The 16,790-nt window shown below is 71.3% G+C and carries 13 protein-coding genes; 4 read left to right on the top strand and 9 right to left on the bottom strand.

Annotated features, from left to right (window positions below; all coding sequences use genetic code 11):
- Nucleotides 1–17: 17 nt before the first annotated feature.
- From ccrA to ACH4ZX_RS17110, 6 genes are all read right to left on the bottom strand, one after another.
- Nucleotides 18–1,355, bottom strand: coding sequence for a crotonyl-CoA carboxylase/reductase (ccrA, locus tag ACH4ZX_RS17135; protein ID WP_398272985.1), 1,338 nt, complete (start codon nucleotides 1,353–1,355; stop codon nucleotides 18–20).
- 447 nt (nucleotides 1,356–1,802) lie between these two features.
- Nucleotides 1,803–2,633 (bottom strand): TetR family transcriptional regulator, encoded by an 831-nt coding sequence (locus ACH4ZX_RS17130; RefSeq protein WP_398272873.1) that lies wholly within the window; start codon nucleotides 2,631–2,633, stop codon nucleotides 1,803–1,805.
- Nucleotides 2,634–2,817: 184 nt separating this feature from the next.
- Nucleotides 2,818–4,623: a 3-hydroxyacyl-CoA dehydrogenase family protein gene (locus ACH4ZX_RS17125; RefSeq protein ID WP_398272871.1), complete on the bottom strand. Its 1,806-nt coding sequence runs from the start codon at nucleotides 4,621–4,623 to the stop codon at nucleotides 2,818–2,820.
- 408 nt (nucleotides 4,624–5,031) lie between these two features.
- Nucleotides 5,032–6,168 (bottom strand): hypothetical protein, encoded by a 1,137-nt coding sequence (locus ACH4ZX_RS17120; protein ID WP_398272869.1) that lies wholly within the window; start codon nucleotides 6,166–6,168, stop codon nucleotides 5,032–5,034.
- A 22-nt stretch (nucleotides 6,169–6,190) separates the two neighbouring features.
- A complete protein-coding gene (locus ACH4ZX_RS17115; RefSeq protein ID WP_398272867.1) occupies nucleotides 6,191–7,231 on the bottom strand; it encodes a hypothetical protein in 1,041 nt (346 codons plus the stop codon).
- A gap of 29 nt (nucleotides 7,232–7,260) precedes the next feature.
- On the bottom strand, nucleotides 7,261–8,553 hold the full coding sequence (locus tag ACH4ZX_RS17110; protein ID WP_398272865.1) for a glutamate-cysteine ligase family protein: 1,293 nt from the start codon (nucleotides 8,551–8,553) through the stop codon (nucleotides 7,261–7,263).
- A gap of 281 nt (nucleotides 8,554–8,834) precedes the next feature.
- On the opposite strand from ACH4ZX_RS17110, the gene ACH4ZX_RS17105 reads away from it, so the two are divergent.
- Entirely contained in the window at nucleotides 8,835–9,683 is an 849-nt protein-coding gene (locus tag ACH4ZX_RS17105; protein WP_398272863.1) for an alpha/beta fold hydrolase, read from the top strand.
- A gap of 56 nt (nucleotides 9,684–9,739) precedes the next feature.
- Complete coding sequence (locus ACH4ZX_RS17100; protein WP_398272862.1) at nucleotides 9,740–10,303, top strand: adenylosuccinate lyase; 564 nt, start codon at nucleotides 9,740–9,742, stop codon at nucleotides 10,301–10,303.
- Nucleotides 10,304–10,314: 11 nt separating this feature from the next.
- Here the strand turns inward: ACH4ZX_RS17100 and ACH4ZX_RS17095 are convergent, their stop codons facing one another.
- The 3 genes from ACH4ZX_RS17095 to ACH4ZX_RS17085 form a co-directional block, all read right to left on the bottom strand.
- Nucleotides 10,315–10,734: a RidA family protein gene (locus ACH4ZX_RS17095; protein ID WP_398272860.1), complete on the bottom strand. Its 420-nt coding sequence runs from the start codon at nucleotides 10,732–10,734 to the stop codon at nucleotides 10,315–10,317.
- 62 nt (nucleotides 10,735–10,796) lie between these two features.
- A complete protein-coding gene (locus tag ACH4ZX_RS17090) occupies nucleotides 10,797–12,374 on the bottom strand; it encodes an alpha/beta hydrolase (RefSeq protein WP_398272858.1) in 1,578 nt (525 codons plus the stop codon).
- 139 nt (nucleotides 12,375–12,513) lie between these two features.
- Nucleotides 12,514–13,575, bottom strand: a complete 1,062-nt coding sequence (locus ACH4ZX_RS17085; RefSeq protein WP_398272983.1) for an Rv2578c family radical SAM protein — start codon at nucleotides 13,573–13,575, stop codon at nucleotides 12,514–12,516.
- A gap of 168 nt (nucleotides 13,576–13,743) precedes the next feature.
- Between ACH4ZX_RS17085 and ACH4ZX_RS17080 the strand changes: the two genes are divergently transcribed.
- Complete coding sequence (locus ACH4ZX_RS17080; protein ID WP_398272856.1) at nucleotides 13,744–14,187, top strand: SRPBCC family protein; 444 nt, start codon at nucleotides 13,744–13,746, stop codon at nucleotides 14,185–14,187.
- Nucleotides 14,188–14,334: 147 nt separating this feature from the next.
- A complete protein-coding gene (locus ACH4ZX_RS17075; RefSeq protein WP_398272855.1) occupies nucleotides 14,335–16,713 on the top strand; it encodes an MFS transporter in 2,379 nt (792 codons plus the stop codon).
- Nucleotides 16,714–16,790 lie beyond the last annotated feature (77 nt).

Here is a 16,790-nt window from a genome sequence, read left to right as displayed (position 1 = left end):
CGATACCTCCGCTGTCCTCAGATGTTGCGGAAGCGGTTGATGGCGTCGATGTGCTTGGCGCGCATCTCCTCGTCGTGCACGCCCAGGCCCTCCTCGGGGGCCAGGCACAGCACGCCGACCTTGCCCTGGTGGAGGTTGCGGTGCACGTCGTGGGCCGCCTGCCCGGTGTCCTCCAGGGAGTAGACCCTGGAGAGCGTCGGGTGGATCTTGCCCTTGGCGATGAGGCGGTTGGCCTCCCACGCCTCGCGGTAGTTCGCGAAGTGCGAGCCGATGATCCGCTTCAGCGACATCCACAGGTACCGGTTGTCGTACTCGTGCATGTAGCCGGAGGTGGAGGCGCAGGTGGTGATGGTGCCGCCCTTGCGGGTGACGTACACGCTGGCGCCGAAGGTCTCGCGGCCGGGGTGCTCGAAGACGATGTCGATGTCCTCGCCGCCGGTGAGCTCGCGGATGCGCTTGCCGAAGCGCTTCCACTCCTTCGGGTCCTGGGTGTGCTCGTCCTTCCAGAACTTGTAGTCCTCGGCGTTGCGGTCGATGATCGCCTCGGCGCCCATCGAGCGGCAGATGTCCGCCTTCTGCGGCGAGGAGACGACGCAGATCGGGTTCGCGCCGCCGGCCAGGGCGAACTGGGTGGCGTACGAGCCGAGGCCGCCGGAGGCACCCCAGATCAGGACGTTGTCGCCCTGCTTCATGCCGGCGCCGTTGCGGGAGACGAGCTGGCGGTAGGCGGTGGAGTTGACCAGGCCGGGCGCGGCTGCCTCCTCCCAGCTCAGGTGGCCGGGCTTGGGCATCAGCTGGTTGGACTTCACCAGGGCGATCTCCGCGAGGCCGCCGAAGTTGGTCTCGAAGCCCCAGATGCGCTGCTCGGGGTCGAGCATCGTGTCGTTGTGGCCGTCGCTGGACTCCAGCTCCACGCTCAGGCAGTGCGCGACGACCTCGTCGCCCGGCTTCCAGGCGTTCACGCCCGGGCCGGTGCGCAGGACCACGCCCGCGAGGTCGGAGCCGATGATGTGGTAGGGCAGGTCGTGGCGCTTGGTGAGCTCGCTGAGCTTGCCGTACCGCTCCAGGAACCCGAAGGTCGACAGCGGCTCGAAGATCGAGGTCCAGACGCTGTTGTAGTTCACCGAGGAGGCCATGACGGCCACCAGGGCCTCGCCCGGGCCCAGCTCGGGCAGCGGCACCTCGTCGAGGTGCAGCGACTTGCGCGGGTCCTTCTCGCGGGTGGTCATGCCCGCGAACATCTCCGTCTCGTCCTTGTGCACGGTGATCGCGCGGTACGACTCGGGGAGCGGCAGGGCGGCGAAGTCCGCCGACGTGGAGTCGGGCGACTGGATCGCGTCCAGGATGTCCTTCACGGTCACGGTGTTGCCTCCGGCGAATGGCGTCTTGAGGGGAGACGCTGAGGGTTACGTCGGTGCTGCTGAGGGTGTGAGGTGGGCCGTCGGTTCGGCGGGTGGTGCTGGCTGGCGGCGCTTTGTGGCGCGGAAGGGTGCCTGTGACGCAGGCGTCCGGGCGCGCAGGCCAGGGGCTTGCGGGGACAGCCGGCGTACGCGAGGTCTCGGCACGCCGGCCGCCCGGACACCTTCAACGTATGGCACGCCGTGTCACGTGACAAGGCACTGGGTGCCAGAAATTGCTCTCAGATGAAATCTTTACGTAACAAATGAGCGATGATCGATCGAACGGGCCGTGAAAGCTACCCGAAAAACCCCTCTGACATGGCAAAACGGCCACCCCGGGGGGTGGCCGTCGTCACAGCGGCGATGTGTCCGAGAGCACCTCGGCATCATGTCGCCGGGGGCTCAGCGGTCCTTGAGCGCCTCCTCGATCGTCCGCATCACCTCGTCCAGCGGGGCGTCGGTGCGGGCCACGGTGACCAGGACCTCGCCGTGCGCGGAGACCGCGGCGGGCGCCGCGGACCGCGGCGCCGAGCCGCGCCCGGCCCCGATGCCCGTCCCGAACGTCTTGCGCACGATCGCGAAGGCGTGGTCCAGCTGCGCCTCCACGTCACCCTGCCCGCCGGCCCGCAGCCAGCGCCGCAGGACATGGTTGTGGGCGGTGACCACGGCGGACGCGGCGACCTCCGCCAGCAGCGGATCGTCGTTGGCGTCGTCGTCGTGGGCGTGCTCGTCGAAGTGGCCGAGGAGGTAGCGGGTGAACAGGCGCTCGTAGCGGGCCACCGACGCGATCTCCGCCTCGCGCAGGGTGGGCACCTCGCGCGTGAGCTTGTAGCGGGCGACGGAGATCTCCGGCCGGGCCGCGTACATCTTCATGACTTCCTTGATGCCGCGGCACACCGTGTCGAGCGGATGCTCGTGCGCCGGGGCCGCGTTCAGCACGGCCTCCGCGCGGATCAGCGTGTCGTCGTGGTCCGGGAAGATCGCCTCTTCCTTGGAGCGGAAGTGGCGGAAGAAGGTGCGGCGGGCCACCCCGGCGGCGGCCGCGATCTCGTCGACGGTGGTCGCCTCGTAGCCCTTGGTCGCGAACAGTTCCATCGCCGCGGCCGCCAGCTCCCGGCGCATCTTGAGCCGCTGGGCGGCGGCGCGGCTGCCTGCGGCACTCTCCGGCGCGTCGGGCGTAGCTGGTGTACGTGAGGACTTGGCGGGCTGGGACATGACCCGAACGTACTGCATGCGCGCAGCGTGCCGCGCAGGTACCGGGGTTCCCCCGCCCCGGCCGGACGGGGTACCGCCCTGCACGGGTGGGGGACCGGACGGCGCCGGCGGGGGAGAGCCCCGCCGGGCGGCAGGGGGGCGGCTGCCCGGGCCGAGCAGCCCGCCCCAGTCCGGCTCGCCCGTCGGCCGGTCGTCCGGGCGCTTACCGCCGGGCATATTCGCGGAAGCCGCGGCCGGTCTTGCGGCCGAGGCAGCCCGCGGCCACCAGGTGCTCCAGGAGCGGGGCCGGCGCCAGGCCCGGGTCGCGGAACTCGCGGTGCAGCACCTTCTCGATCGCCAGGGAGACGTCGAGCCCGACGACGTCCAGCAGCTCGAACGGGCCCATCGGGTAGCCGCCGCCCAGCCTCATCGCCGTGTCGATGTCGTCGAGGGAGGCGTAGTGCTCCTGCACCATCTTGACCGCGTTGTTGAGGTACGGGAACAGCAGGGCGTTCACGATGAAGCCCGCGCGGTCGCCGCAGTCCACGGCGTGCTTCCTGATCTTGGCGCAGACCTCGCGGACCGTCGCGTGGACGTCGTCCGCGGTCAGCACCGTACGGACCACCTCGACCAGCTTCATCGCCGGCGCCGGGTTGAAGAAGTGCATGCCGATCACGTCCTGCGGCCGCGAGGTGGCACGGGCGCAGGCGACGACGGGCAGCGAGGAGGTGGTGGTGGCCAGCACCGCGCCCGGCTTGCACACCTTGTCCAGCGCCGCGAACAGCTGCCGCTTGACCTCCAGGTCCTCGGCGACCGCCTCGACGGCCAGGTCGACGTCGGCGAAGGCGTCGTAGGAACCGGCCGGGGTGATCCGCTCCAGGGTCTGCGCGGCGCCCTCGGCCGTCATCCGCCCGCGGTCGACGGAGCGTGCCAGGGACTTGCCTATGCGGGCCTTGGCGGCCTGCGCCTTCTCCTCGCTGCGGGCGGCCAGCACGACCTCGTAGCCGGCCTTGGCGAACACCTCGGCGATGCCGGAGGCCATGGTGCCCGAGCCGGCCACGCCGACGGAGCGGACCGGACGGCCCGGGGTGAGGTCCGCGCCCTCCAGCGGCGTCAGCGCGTCCCGCACGACGGTGGCGCTGCCGGGGGCCTCGTAGGTGTAGAAGCCGCGGCCCGACTTGCGGCCGGTCAGGCCCGCCTCGCTGAGCTGCTTGAGGATCGGGGCGGGGGCGTGCAGCCGGTCGCGGGACTCCGCGTACATGGCGTCCAGCACCGTGCGGGCGGTGTCGATGCCGATCAGGTCGAGCAGGGCGAGCGGGCCCATCGGCAGACCGCAGCCCAGCCGCATCGCGGCGTCGATGTCCTCGCGGGAGGCGTACTTCGCCTCGTACATCGCGGCGGCCTGGTTGAGGTAGCCGAACAGCAGGCCGTCCGCGACGAAACCGGGCCGGTCGCCGACCGCCACGGGCTCCTTGCCCAGTTCGAGGGCGAGGTCGGTGACCGCGGCGACGGCCTGGGGCGCGGTCAGCACCGAGGAGACGACCTCGACCAGCTTCATCGCCGGGGCCGGGTTGAAGAAGTGCAGGCCCAGCACGCGCTCCGGGCGGGCCGAGTCGGCGGCGAGACGGGTGACCGACAGGGCGTTGGTGCCGGTCGCCAGAACCGTCTCCGGGCGCACGATCGCGTCCAGCTCACGGAAGACCTGGTGCTTGATCTCGTACGACTCCGGGACCACCTCGATGACGAGGTCGGCGTCGGCGGCGGCGCGCAGGTCGGTGGCGGTGCGGAAGCGGGCCAGGACGTCGGCGCGCTCCTGCTCGGTCAGCCGGCCCCGCTCCACGGCGCGCGCGGTGGCGGCCTCCAGGGCGGCGACGGACTGGGCGGCCGCGACCTCGCTGACGTCGATGCCGACGACCTCGCGGCCGGCCTTGGCGAGGACCTCGGTGATGCCGGTGCCCATGGTGCCGAGGCCGACGACGGCGACGGTCTTGATGGGGGACAGAGGGGTGTCGGACAGGGGAGTGGCCATCGCGGGACTCCAGAAGATGAGGGTGACGACTGGGAGCGCGCCCGGCGCGCCGCGGAAGGGCGCACCGGGTGCGGGAGATATGCGGGTGTGGCCGGGCTGCGAGCGCACACGCCCGGTGCCGTCGATGCGGGGCGCGCACACGCCCGCGGAGCGACGGCCGATCCGACCGGCCCTGTCCCGGAGCCGCGTCGTACTGAGGTACGCGATGTACCGAACCGACTTCCCCCACCGCCCCGAGGGCGTGGGAGGTGTCCCGTCGCGACGGCTGCGTCACCAGGCCGCCGCGAGCAGGTGTGCGAGTGGGTAACTCGCTCGTCTGAGCCTAACCGGTGGGTAACGAGCGCGCCAGCCCCCGGTGTGTGGCGTACGCCTCGCGCGCTCGCCGTGTCCCGCGCCGGCCCGGCCGGGTCAGCCGCCGCGCAGCAGCGTGCCGATCTCCCGCTTGAGGAAGGCGTCCTGGCAGAACTCGAAGTGGTCCACCCGGCGCATGTCGAAGACCTGCCGGATGCCTCGCTGCCGGGCGCGGGCCACGACGTCGTTGAAACGCTGTTCGAAGTGCAGGGAGAAGAACACCCGGGTCCTGTCGCTGATCGCCCTGATCCGTTCGAGACGCCTGAAGAACAGCTCGTACTGGCCGTCCGGCTGCCAGTAGTCCCACAGGTCGGCCGCGTAGCGCTGGACCTGGGCGAGATCCTTGCCGCTGATCTTGTGCAGGTACTCGCAGAAGTTCTGGAACTCCACGAGCGCCTCCGGGACCTGCGCGATGCGCTTCAGCTCCGCCAGGGGCCGCTCGGGATCGAGATGGGCGACCTTCCCCGAGATGACCATGGTGGAGTGGTTGATGTTCGGGTCGAGCAGCAGCACGGAACGTATCTTCGGCTGCCGCTCCGGATGGTCCCGCCACAGTTCGGCCAGCCGGAACAGCATGTCGCAGCCGACGGAGAACCCGACGAGCGTCAACCGCTTGTACGGGTACTGCCGTTGCAGGTTGTTGATGGCTCCGCTGATGAGGTCGGCGTGCACCGCCATGCCGATGGGGCGGTAGCGGCCGTCCCGCGCCTCCTCGGCGTTGTGCCCGAACAGGGTGATGGCGGCGGTGTGCTGCCGGGCGACGTTCATGAACGGCCGGAAGTCGTCCGCGTCCAGTCCCAGGCCGTGCAGCAGGACGACGAGATCGGGCGACTCGGTGGCGCGTTCCAGGTACCACAGCTGCCGTCCGATGACGGCGTTGTCCGACGGCAGGTCCTCCTCGAAGTCGTCGGCGTGGATGTCGAAGAAGTTGCGGACCACCTCGCGCCGCAGCTCACGGCGTTGCTCTGCGAGGCCGCGCGCCCACCAGGCCAGCGAGAAGACCGCCGTGACGGCGAGGATCACCAGCGTGCCGCCGGCGACGACGTGGCTCCAGCTCCAGGCGATCACCGCCCGGGCCTCGTCGCTGTAGATGCCGATGGCGGCGCCCGTCACGCCTCCCACCACCGCCACGGCCGGCCTGTGCCGGCCGACGAACGCGGCCGCTCGCTCGATGAGCAACGACAAGCGGATCATCGAATTCCCCCGAGGATTTCCATCATGGCTCTGTCAGGACGGCCAGCTCCGGGCGCACGGTGACTTCCCCGATGAAGTGCGCGTCGGACACGTCGGCGATGTGCAGTGGCTCGGTGCTGCCGTCCCGGTAGGCGTGCACCGTGCACCCCTTGCGGGTGAGCGCGTGACTGAGCTCCATGACCAGCAGCAGACTCGGGGCGCCCAGCGCGCTCGTCACCCTCCGGACGAGCGTCCGCCGCACGTCCTCGCCGTACTGGTAGAGCACGAAGTTGCAGGTGACCACGTTGAAGGAGAAGGACTTCAGGAAGCCTTCCAGCCGCGGCGAGTCCAGCAGGTCGAGCGGCCGCAGCAGCACTTCGTGCTTCGTCCGCGCGGCCTGTTCCAGCGACCACAGCACTTCCTCGAACCGTTGCTCGTAGTAGTCGGACGGCCCGTGGCAGGTGCGCACCCACTCGACGGTGGGCAGCGGGGCGCGGTCCACTCCGCAGGCCAGCTCCAGGGGGATGGGCCGGAAGGCGGGCGCCGCCGGGTTCCAGCGCAGGTCCCCCGCGAAACGCCGGAAGATCACCTCGTTGTTCAGCTGCCTCGGGAGCAGTCCGATGCTGGTGCCCAGGTCGAGCAGGCGGACGCGGCGGATGCCGCGTGCCTCCGCGAAGGCGCCGATGACGAGCTGCGGGAGCAGGAAACGCCGTGCGCCCGTGTACGAGTTGGAGTGGCTCTCCATGAGACGGGCGATGGTGTCTCCCCGCTCCTGGAACAGCCGGGCGAGCGAGGTGACCCGGCGGGCGAGCGGAAGCTCGGGGTCGAACACCTCCGCCGGCCCGTCGTCGCGCAGCAGCAGGTGCCGCACCGCGATGCCGAGCAGGGTGATGGCGTGGGTGTCGCTGATGTACGGCCGGCCGTGCCACAACGCCGCCAGCACATCGTCGAGCGGTGCGGAGTCGCGGGACGCGGCCACCTCCGCGAGACACTCGTGGAACGCGGACCATCCGTGATTGCCCTGCTGGTGGTGGCTCATGTCGGCCAGGGCCTCACGCAACGACGCCTTGCGGGTGAGGAACACGGACCGGTCACTCCTTCACGGACAGGGGGTCACGCGACCGCCGTGCGGTGCGGCCACCGCAGGTGCGCGGGCGCGAGGCCCCGAAACGTGTGGTTCTCTGCGAAACGCTCGACCGCGCCGGTCACGGCGGCGGACGTGCCCAGCCGGCGCAGGCCGGTCAGCGCCAGCTCCATCACCGTCCTGGCGAGGCCGGCCACCGCCGGATCCGTCATGCCGTGCAGCGCCGCGTCGAGCCAGTCCTGGCGGGTGGGGGCCAGGGAAGCGGACGCGATGAGGGACGCGGCGGCGTCGGAGGTGGCCGCGTCGTCCATGAGGGCCGCGACCACGGCCACGGGCACCACCCAGTCGTCGGCGCCCTGCGCGTCGATCATGCGCAGCTCCAGGTGCCCGCACGCGCGGACCGGGGCGACCAGGGACTTCAGATGGTGGAAGACGTCGTCCCGGTGCACCGGTCGCGGGCCGCTGCCCCGCAGCCACCGCCTGAGGGACAGCCCGGCGGGCGCCGGTCCCCACACCGCCGCCGGGTCCACGCCGCTGCCCGCCGGACCGGGACAGCAGAACGGCGAGGCCGGGGCGGGCCGGGAGCCGGCGTCCGGCGCCGACCGGATGGCCGTGACCGACGTGTTCAGCGCGTACCGGGTCCATGTCCCGCGCGGATCACCGCCGCAGGGCAGCGGGCCGCAGCGGAACGGGTCCACCTGGAGGCGCAGCATCTGCCGCCCCGAGAGCACGGGCCCCTCGGGCCGGCCCGGAACCCGGGCCACCGGCGAATTGGCGAACATCGCCATCAGCACCGGCCCCAGGCAGTTGGCGATCGACCACCTCCGGGCCCTGCCGCGCCATCCGTCGGAGTCGTCCCCCGCTTCCACGTTCACCTGCACGGAGGCGGTGTTGCACAGGAGGGTGTCGCCGTTGCTGAAGTGCGCGTAGTAGCGGCGCAGCGCCCGGTAGCGGGGCAGGGCGACGGTGAAGAGCGGCGGCCGGGTGTCGAGCCCCGCGCCGAGCAGCCGCATCCCCGCCGCGGACGCCCGTCCCCGCAGGACGGCGAGGTCGCCGGTGACGGCCTCGACGCAGTCCCGCAGCGAGTCGTGCGGCGCACTGCTCAGCTCCACCTGCCCGCCGGGTTCCCAGGACACCAGGCTGCCCCCGGGGAGGGGGCCCTCGAAGAACCGGGCGAGTAACGCCAGCTCCTCGTGTGTCGCCCGGCGCGTCGGGTCGTCCACGGGGAGCACCAGCCACTCGAGCTCCACTCCTGTCCGCCCCACCCGGCTCCGGGACAGCGAGTGATCGAAGATGAGCCGCGCCGCCTCCGACTCGCTCAAGGCACCTTCCAATGAAGCACGCCCCCCTGGCCCGTTGGATCAACCTGACGTAAATGGATTGTCATGTTCCATCTGCGCTCGCTCATTGACGTCGCCGAGCGGGCCGTACAGGAATCTCTCAGGTCGGGTCCTTCTTACCCCTGCGCCGAGAACCTGAAGCGCGGGACGTCATAAAGGGCCGGAAAGTGCGATTCCTGCACATGCTGACCGGGTACTGGACTATGGTCTGGGGTTACTGACAGTGAATTCATCATCACCCGACCAAGAGAGTGGCCGATTCCATGGCAACTTTTCTCCCTGCCGACTCCTTGACCCCTAAGCGTTTCAAACAGTTGACCTATCTGGAACGTCTGGCTGATACGCGCACCGTGGTCGTTTTCTTCCACGGGCTGGGGCTGGACGCCACGGATTACCAGGGGTATCTGCAGTCACAGGACATCCATGGCATCGCGGTGAACCTGGCGGGCTACGCCCCGGGGGGCAGGGATCACCTCCCGCCCGTGCCCGTGCAGCGCCATGTGGAGATGGTGGCCGCTCTGGTGGAGCGGATCGGCGACGAGTACCCGGACAAGCGGATCGTCCTGGTCGGTTTCTCGCTGGGGGCCGACCTCGTGCTCCAGCTGGCGGAGCACTGGACGGCCGGTCCCCGCCGCCGCCCGTGCGTCTCCGGAGCGCTGCTGCTGGATCCCAACGTGAACCGGTCCACCATGACGATCTCCCGGCTGTTCGCCGCCGCCGACCGCAGCGACCCGCTGCCCGCCCTGAAGAAACTGATCGGCCTCGCTCCCGATCTGGACGGATTCCGAGCGCTGTGCGCCTATGCGAACAGAATCGCCGCGAAGGATTTCGGACAGGTTCATCAGCTTGCTGACGATATGATTCATTACTGGGACGCTGCCGGATATGATCAGTTTGGTATGCGTGTTTCCCGTGTTGTGGAAATCGCGGACACTGTCAACATCGTGCTCTCCGCCGACTACCAGGAACACCTGGCCGAAATGAAGGCCGCCGTGCGACGCCGCACCTCAGCGGCGGCCGGGGTGTCCTTCTCCATCACGGAAATGGATCATTTCGACCTGATCGAGCAGGGTGTTCTCTCGAGAGAGCTGAAATCCATCGGCTGCGACTGACGGCGTCGGCGGTGTTCGCCGGCGGGACTTTCGCAACAGGCCCTGGGGAGGAAGCGGTGCGAGCGCACCTGGAGCGCCTGAGACGGGAGTCGGGCGGCTCGCCGCTCTACGAGCGCGTGGCGGGGACCGAGGACCTCGACGAACTGGCGGACGTGCTCACCGAGCCGGGGCAGCCGCTGTGGGCCAGGGAACTGGCCGCGCTGCGGCTGGGCCTCGCGGGGGACCGGCGGGCCTTCGAGTCGCTCGTGCTGTTCCTGAACCACCGCGACCCCGAGCGCTGCGCGTCCGCCGCCTACGCCCTCGCCCGGCTCCGCGACCCGCGCACCGCCCGCGCGGCGGCCGCCCTCGCCACCAACGAACTGCGCGTCGCCTACGCCCTGCACCCGGTCCGGCTCCTGGTGGAACTGCGCGCCCCCGAGTCCGTGCCGGCGCTCATCACCACCCTGCGGCGCAGGCTCACCCCGCACGACCCCTACCGCCGGGTGGCCCTCGCCTGTGTGGAGGGACTCGGCGCCCTGGCCGACGGCCGGGCCGGCCCCGTCCTCAACGAGGCCCTGGCCCACCCGGCACTCGCCGAGGCGGCCGTGCACGCACTGGCCCGGATCCCCCGGCAACGGTGAACACCGGCCCGTCAGACCTGCACGCCGGGGACGGCGCCGTCCACGACCGCCAGCGCCTCGATCTCCAGCAGGAACTCGGGGCGGACCAGCGCGGCGACCTGGACGGCGGAGGCGGCCGGGAGACGGTCGTCCGGTATGTGCTTCGCGCGGGCCTCGCGGATCGCCGGCATGTGGGCCATGTCCGTGACGAAGTAGGTGAGTTTGACGACGTCGTCGAAGGCCGCCCCGGCGGCGGCCAGGCAGCGGCCGAGGTTGGTGAAGACCTGGCGGGCCTGGGCGGCCGGGTCGTCCTCGCCGACGAGCCTGCCGTCCTCGTCGAGGGCGAGTTGCCCGGAGACCGCGACGATACGGCCGGTGCCGGTGACGACGTGGCTGTACTGGGCGGCGGGGAAGACCCCGTCGGGGGCGGTGATCCTGGTCGGTTCGCTCATGCGTCCATCCTGGACCACGGGTGCGACAACGCCCCCGACGGGACCCCGCGGCGGGGCCGTGCTCAGCCGCGGGTGCCGAGCAGGCCGTGCAGCGCCGAGCCGTGGGCGGACGGCGCCGCCGCCCTGCTGCTCAGCGGCTTCGGGTCGGGCAGTTTCTGGCACACCGCGTCGGCCTCGCCGCCCCCGCGCGGCACCGTGCCGTCGGACAGGTACGCGGCGAGGTACTTGTCCAGGCAGGTGTTGCCGCTGAGCGTGATGCCGTGGTTCCCGCCGCCCTGCTCCACCACGAGGCTGGAGCCGGCCAGCAGGTGGTGCACGGTGACGCCGCCCTCGTACGGGGTGGCCGCGTCGTCGGTCGCCTGGAACAGCAGCGCCGGCGGCAGCTTGCCGTTGGCGATGTTCACCGGGTGCCGCGAACTCGTCGGCCAGAACGCGCACGGCGCGTTGTACCAGGCGTTGTTCCACGCCATGAAGGGCGCCTTCTCGTACACCGCCCAGTTGTCCTTGCGCCACTGGTTCCAGTCCCGCGGCCAGGAGGCGTCACGGCACTGCACCGAGGTGTAGACGCTGTAGCCGTTGTCGCCCGAGGCGTCCACGGCGGCGAAGTTCTGGTACGCGTCGACCAGCGGGCCGGAGTTCTTGTCGTTCACGTACGCCGCGAACGCCTCCGCCAGGTAGGGCCAGTAGCCGTTGTAGTAGCCGCCGGGGATGAAGGTGTCCTCCAGCTCGGAGACGCCCACCTTGCCGCCGGCCGGCTTCTTGGCGAGGGCCGCCCGCATCGCGTACCACTTGGCCTCGATCTTCTCCGGATCGGTGCCGAGCTTGTACGTCGCGTCGTACTTGGCGATCCAGGCCATCAGCGCCCGGTGGCGGTCGTTGAAGGCGTAGTCCTGCGCGAGGTTGTCGTCGTACCACACCCCGGTGGGGTCGACGATCGAGTCCAGGACCAGCCGGCGCACGTGCTCCGGGAAGAGCTTGGCGTAGACCGCGCCCAGGTAGGTGCCGTACGAGTAGCCGAAGTAGTTGATCCGCTTGGCGCCCAGCGCACGGCGGATGGAGTCCATGTCCCGCACCGCGCTGATCGTGTCGATGTACGGCAGCAGGCTCGGGTACTTCTTGCCGCAGGCCGCGGCGAAGGACTTGGCGCGGGCCAGGTTGGCCTTCTCGACGGCCGGTGTGCGCGGTACCGAGTCCGGGCGCACCGGGTTGAAGTAGCCGGGGGCGCAGTCGAGGGCGGGCTTGCTCTTGCCCACCCCGCGCGGGTCGAAGCCGATGACGTCGTACTGGGCCGCGACCGCCTTGGGCAGCGAGGAGGCGACGAAACCGGCGAGGGTGAGGCCGCTGCCGCCCGGGCCGCCCGGGTTGACCAGCAGCGGCCCCTGGGACTTCTTCGCGGTGTGCGGCACGCGGGACAGCGCGAGCGTGATCTGCCGCCCGTTCGGTTTCCGGTGGTCGAGCGGCACCTTGAGCGAGGCGCACTGCAGTGTCGGGTAGTCGGTGGTGGCGCACTTCTTCCAGGCGAGGGGCGCGGCGGTCGCGGACTGCGCGGTCCTCGGGGCGCTCGCGTCGGCGGGCACGGCCGAGACGGTCCCGGCCACGACGACGGCGGCACCGCACAGCACGGCTGCGCGTTTTCTCATGCGGTCCTCCCCAGGACGGAGGTGTTGCGGAAACCGCGTGGGTCACGGTCCACGCCGCATCGTCCCGGAAAGACGGCCCCGAAGAACTCGTTCTGGCAATACTTGACCCGATCGGGTCGCGGTATGCCCTCGAATGATCTCAAATGAGAGAAAGTTGAGTCGGACCGGACGTCGGTGGCTCCAAGGGCTCGTGCTGCGGCTCCGGTTGCCGCTGCGGGACGCGCCGGGGCACCCCCGGGCCGGCCGGACCGATCCCGTACTCCCGTGCCAGGTCATGGACCTGACGGGTGATCCGGCGCTGGTACCACTTCGGGGCGTAGGCGCCGTCCGCGTACAGGCGCTCGTAGCGGCGCACCAGGTGCGGGTGACGGCGGGTCAGCCAGGCCGTGAACCACTCCCGGGCGCCCGGCCGCAGATGCAGCACCAGCGGGGTGACGGACGTGGCGCCGGACGCCGCGATCGCCCGCACGGTGGCCCGCAGTTGCGCCGGATGGTCGCTCAGGAACGGCAGCACCGGCGCCATCAGCACCCCGCACCCGATGCCGTGCCCGGCCAGCGTGCGCACGACGTCCAGGCGCCGCTCCGGCGCGGGCGTGCCCGGCTCGACGGTGCGCCACAGGTCGGGGTCGGCGAAGCCGACCGAGACGCAGACGCCGACGTCCGTCACCCGCGAGGCCTGCACCAGCAGGTCGAGGTCGCGCAGGATCAGCGTGCCCTTGGTCAGGATCGAGAAGGGATTCGCGTGGTCGCGCAGGGCCGACAGGATGCCCGGCATCAGGCGGTAGCGGCCCTCGGCGCGCTGGTAGCAGTCCACGTCGGTGCCCATCGCGATGTGCTCGCCCTGCCAGCCTTCGGCGGCGAGCCGGCGGCGCAGCAGCTCCGGGGCGTTGACCTTGACCACGATCTGCGAGTCGAAGTCGAGGCCGGCGTCGAGGTCCAGGTAGGTGTGCGTCTTGCGGGCGAAGCAGTACACGCACGCGTGCGAGCACCCGCGGTAGGGATTCACGGTCCATTCGAACGGCATGCGGGAGGCCCCCGGCACCCGGTTGACGATCGAGCGGGCCCGCACCTCGTGGAAGGTGATCCCGCGGAACTCGGGCGTGTCGAAGGTACGGGTGGTCACCGCGTCCGCGCCGAACAGCGCGGCGTCGGCCGCCTGCCGGTGGCCGCCGGACTCCACTGTGAGGTTCTCCCAGCGCATGACGCCTCCTCGGTAGCACTGCGCCACAGAATAGAACATTCGTTCGCATGATCGTGCGAGGCTCTTTTCCGACCGCTTCCGGCCCCCGCGGGCACCCCGATTTGGCGGCCGTGGGCGGGGGTGGTTGGCTTGCCCCAACCCCGAGAACGCAAGTCCTGGAGGAACGCAATGGCGCAGGTCGAGGCCACTACGGAGCGGGTCGTCGCGGCGGACGCGGAGAAGGTGTTCGACGCTATCGCCGACTACAGCGGCACGCGCGCGAAGCTGCTGCCCGAGCAGTTCAGCGAGTACGAGGTGCGCGAGGGCGGCGACGGCGAGGGCACCCTCGTGCACTGGAAGCTCCAGGCCACCAGCAAGCGCGTGCGCGACTGCCTCCTGGAGGTCACCGAGCCCACCGACGGCGAGCTCGTCGAGAAGGACCGCAACTCCTCCATGGTCACCACCTGGCGGGTCACCCCGGCCGGCGAGGGCAGCTGCCGCGTCGTGGTGACGACCACCTGGAACGGCGCGGGCGGCATCGGCGGCTTCTTCGAGAGGACCTTCGCGCCCAAGGGGCTCGGCCGGATCTACGACGCCGTGCTGGCCCGGCTCGCCACCGAGGTCCAGCAGTAAGTCCCCGCTGCCCGGCGGCCGTTGACGCCGCTCACCGGATCGGGTGGATCTCCGCGCCGGGCACCGCCGTGCCGTAACTCGCCGACCTTGCCCGTAGTTGTCGCCGTACGCGGGAAATGCGGGCAAGCGCGACGAGGGGAGCGGCACGTGGGCGGGATCACTCTGGTGCACGAGGAAGCGGCACCGGCACCCCCGCGGACCCCCGCCGCGCCGGCCCCGGCGGCCGGACTCGGCCCGCGCCGGGTGCGGCTGGTGTTCTTCGGGCTGATGCTCGCGCTGCTGCTGGCGGCGCTGGAGCAGATGATCGTGGCCACCGCGCTGCCGAAGATCGTCGGCGAGCTGCACGGCCTGGACCGGATGTCCTGGGCGATCACCGCCTACCTGCTCACGGCCACCGTCGGGCTGCCCGTCCACGGCAAGCTCGGCGACCTGCTCGGCCGCAAGGGCGTCTTCCAGTTCGCCATCGCCGTCTTCGTCGTCGGCTCCGCGCTCGCCGGGCGGGCGCGGACCATGGACCAGCTGATCGCCTTCCGCGCCGTGCAGGGCGCCGGCGCGGGCGGACTCATGATCGGCGTGCAGGCGATCATCGCGGACATCGTGCCGCCTCGGCGGCGCGGGCGGTTCATGGGGATGATCGGCGCCGCCTTCGGGCTCGCGTCCGTCGCCGGGCCGCTGCTGGGCGGCTACTTCACCGATCACCTCTCCTGGCGCTGGTGCTTCTATTTCAACGTCCCCCTCGGCCTGCTCACCCTGGCCGTCGTCACCGTCGTGCTGAAGCTGCCGAAGCCCTCGGCCCGGCCGCGGCTGGACCTCCCCGGGACGCTGCTGCTCGCCGTCGCCTCCACCTGCCTGGTGCTGCTGACCAGCTGGGGCGGCACCGAGTACGCCTGGGACTCCCGCGTCGTCCTCGGCCTCGGCGCCGCGGCCGTGCTGGCGGCCGTCCTCTTCCTCGTCGCCGAGCGCTTCGCCGCCGAACCCCTCGTCCCGCTGCGGCTGTTCCGGGACTCCGTCTTCAACGTCACCGGGCTGGTCGGCCTGGTCATCGGCGTCGCGCTGTTCGGCGCGGCCAGCTACCTGCCGACCTTCCTGCAGATGGTCGACGGGGCCTCCGCCACCGAGTCCGGTCTGCTGATGCTGCCCATGATGGGCGGCATCGTCGGGGCCTCGATCGTCTCCGGGCAGCTCGTCAGCCGCACCGGACGCTACAAGGTCTTCCCCGTGCTCGGCGGCGCCCTGTCCGCCGTCGGCATGTGGCTGCTGTCCCGCCTCCAGGCCGACACGCCCCGGCTGCACTACAGCGTCTGGATGGCCGTGCTCGGCGCCGGCATCGGCATGGTGATGCCGGTCCTCGTCCTCGCCGTGCAGAACTCCGTGCGGCCCGCCGACCTCTCCACCGCCACCAGCGCCAACAACTACTTCCGGCAGATCGGCGGCAGCGTCGGCGCCGCGGTCTTCGGCACCCTGTTCGCCGGCCGGCTCGCCGACGCGCTCCACGAGCGGCTCCCGCCGCGCGCGGGCGCCGCCCTGCCCGACCCGGAGTCCCTCACCCCGCAGCTCGTCCACGCGATGCCCCCGGCGCTGCGCGACGACTACATCGCGGCGTACGCCGACGCCATGCCGCGGATCTTCCTCTACCTGGTGCCGGTGCTCGTCCTCGGCACGCTGATCGCCTTCTTCCTCAAGGAGAAACCCCTGGTGTCCCACAACGCCGCCGAAACGGAGCCCGCGACCGTGACCGTCCCCCTCCAGCAGGCTCGTACGCACCCCGCCGGAGTCCCCGTCTGCGGCACGGTCCAGCACCCCGACGGGACCGTCGTGGCCCGCGCGGCGCTCACGCTCATCGACGTGGCCGGGCAGCAGATCGGACGGGGCGCGAGCGGCGACGACGGACGGTACGCGCTGTCCACGCCGGGCGCGGGCTCGTACGTGCTCATCGCCGCCGCGGGCGGACACCAGCCGCAGGCCGTCTCCGTCACCGTCGGCGAGCGCCCGGTCGAGCTGGACGTCGTCCTCGGCGGCGCCGGACGGCTCGCCGGGAGCGTGGTCACCGCCGACGGCAGCCCCGTGCGCGACGCCACCGTCACCCTCACCAACGTGCACGGCGAGGTCGTCGCCACCACCCGCAGCGGACGGGAGGGCGGCTACGTCATCACCGAACTGGTCGCCGGCGAGTACACGCTCGCCGCCAGCGCGCCGGTCTTCCGCCCGGCCGCGCTGCCCGTCAGCGTGCAGGCGTCCCGGGAGACCCGGCAGGACGTCGAACTCGCGGGCGGCGCCGTGCTGCGCGGCACCGTACGGGCGAGCGGCGGGAGGCCGGTCGAGGACGCGCGCGTGACGCTGCTCGACGCGGCGGGCAACGTCACCGACACCCTCACCACCGGCCCCGACGGCACCTTCCGGTTCGTCGACCTGTCCTCCGGCGAGTACACGGTCATCGCGGCCGGCTACCCGCCCGTGGCCACCGTGCTCCAGGTGGCGGGCGGCGGCCGCACCGAGCGGGACCTGCAGCTCGGCCACGAGGACTGAGATCCGCGGCGCGCCCGTCCGGCTCCGCGCGCGCCGGAGCGAATGGTTGAACGCAATTCCCACATTGGCGCCCGTCA

Origin of the sequence: Streptomyces sp. NPDC020490 (genome assembly GCF_044335305.1) — a bacterium.
Classification (GTDB): Bacteria; Actinomycetota; Actinomycetes; order Streptomycetales; family Streptomycetaceae; genus Streptomyces.
Note: the sequence above shows the minus strand (reverse complement) of the source record. Positions and strands in the feature narration are given on the sequence as shown.

Bases quoted from the DNA above. Each gene is read 5' to 3' on its own strand.
- ACH4ZX_RS17130 (WP_398272873.1), bottom strand. From the start codon at position 2,633: ATGCAGTACGTTCGGGTCATGTCCCAGCCCGCCAAGTCCTCACGTACA.
- ACH4ZX_RS17080 (WP_398272856.1), top strand. From the start codon at position 13,744: ATGGCGCAGGTCGAGGCCACTACGGAGCGGGTCGTCGCGGCGGACGCG.
- ACH4ZX_RS17090 (WP_398272858.1), bottom strand. From the start codon at position 12,374: ATGAGAAAACGCGCAGCCGTGCTGTGCGGTGCCGCCGTCGTCGTGGCC.
- ACH4ZX_RS17105 (WP_398272863.1), top strand. From the start codon at position 8,835: ATGGCAACTTTTCTCCCTGCCGACTCCTTGACCCCTAAGCGTTTCAAA.
- ACH4ZX_RS17095 (WP_398272860.1), bottom strand. From the start codon at position 10,734: ATGAGCGAACCGACCAGGATCACCGCCCCCGACGGGGTCTTCCCCGCC.
- ACH4ZX_RS17120 (WP_398272869.1), bottom strand. From the start codon at position 6,168: ATGATCCGCTTGTCGTTGCTCATCGAGCGAGCGGCCGCGTTCGTCGGC.
- ACH4ZX_RS17125 (WP_398272871.1), bottom strand. From the start codon at position 4,623: ATGGCCACTCCCCTGTCCGACACCCCTCTGTCCCCCATCAAGACCGTC.
- ACH4ZX_RS17085 (WP_398272983.1), bottom strand. From the start codon at position 13,575: ATGCGCTGGGAGAACCTCACAGTGGAGTCCGGCGGCCACCGGCAGGCG.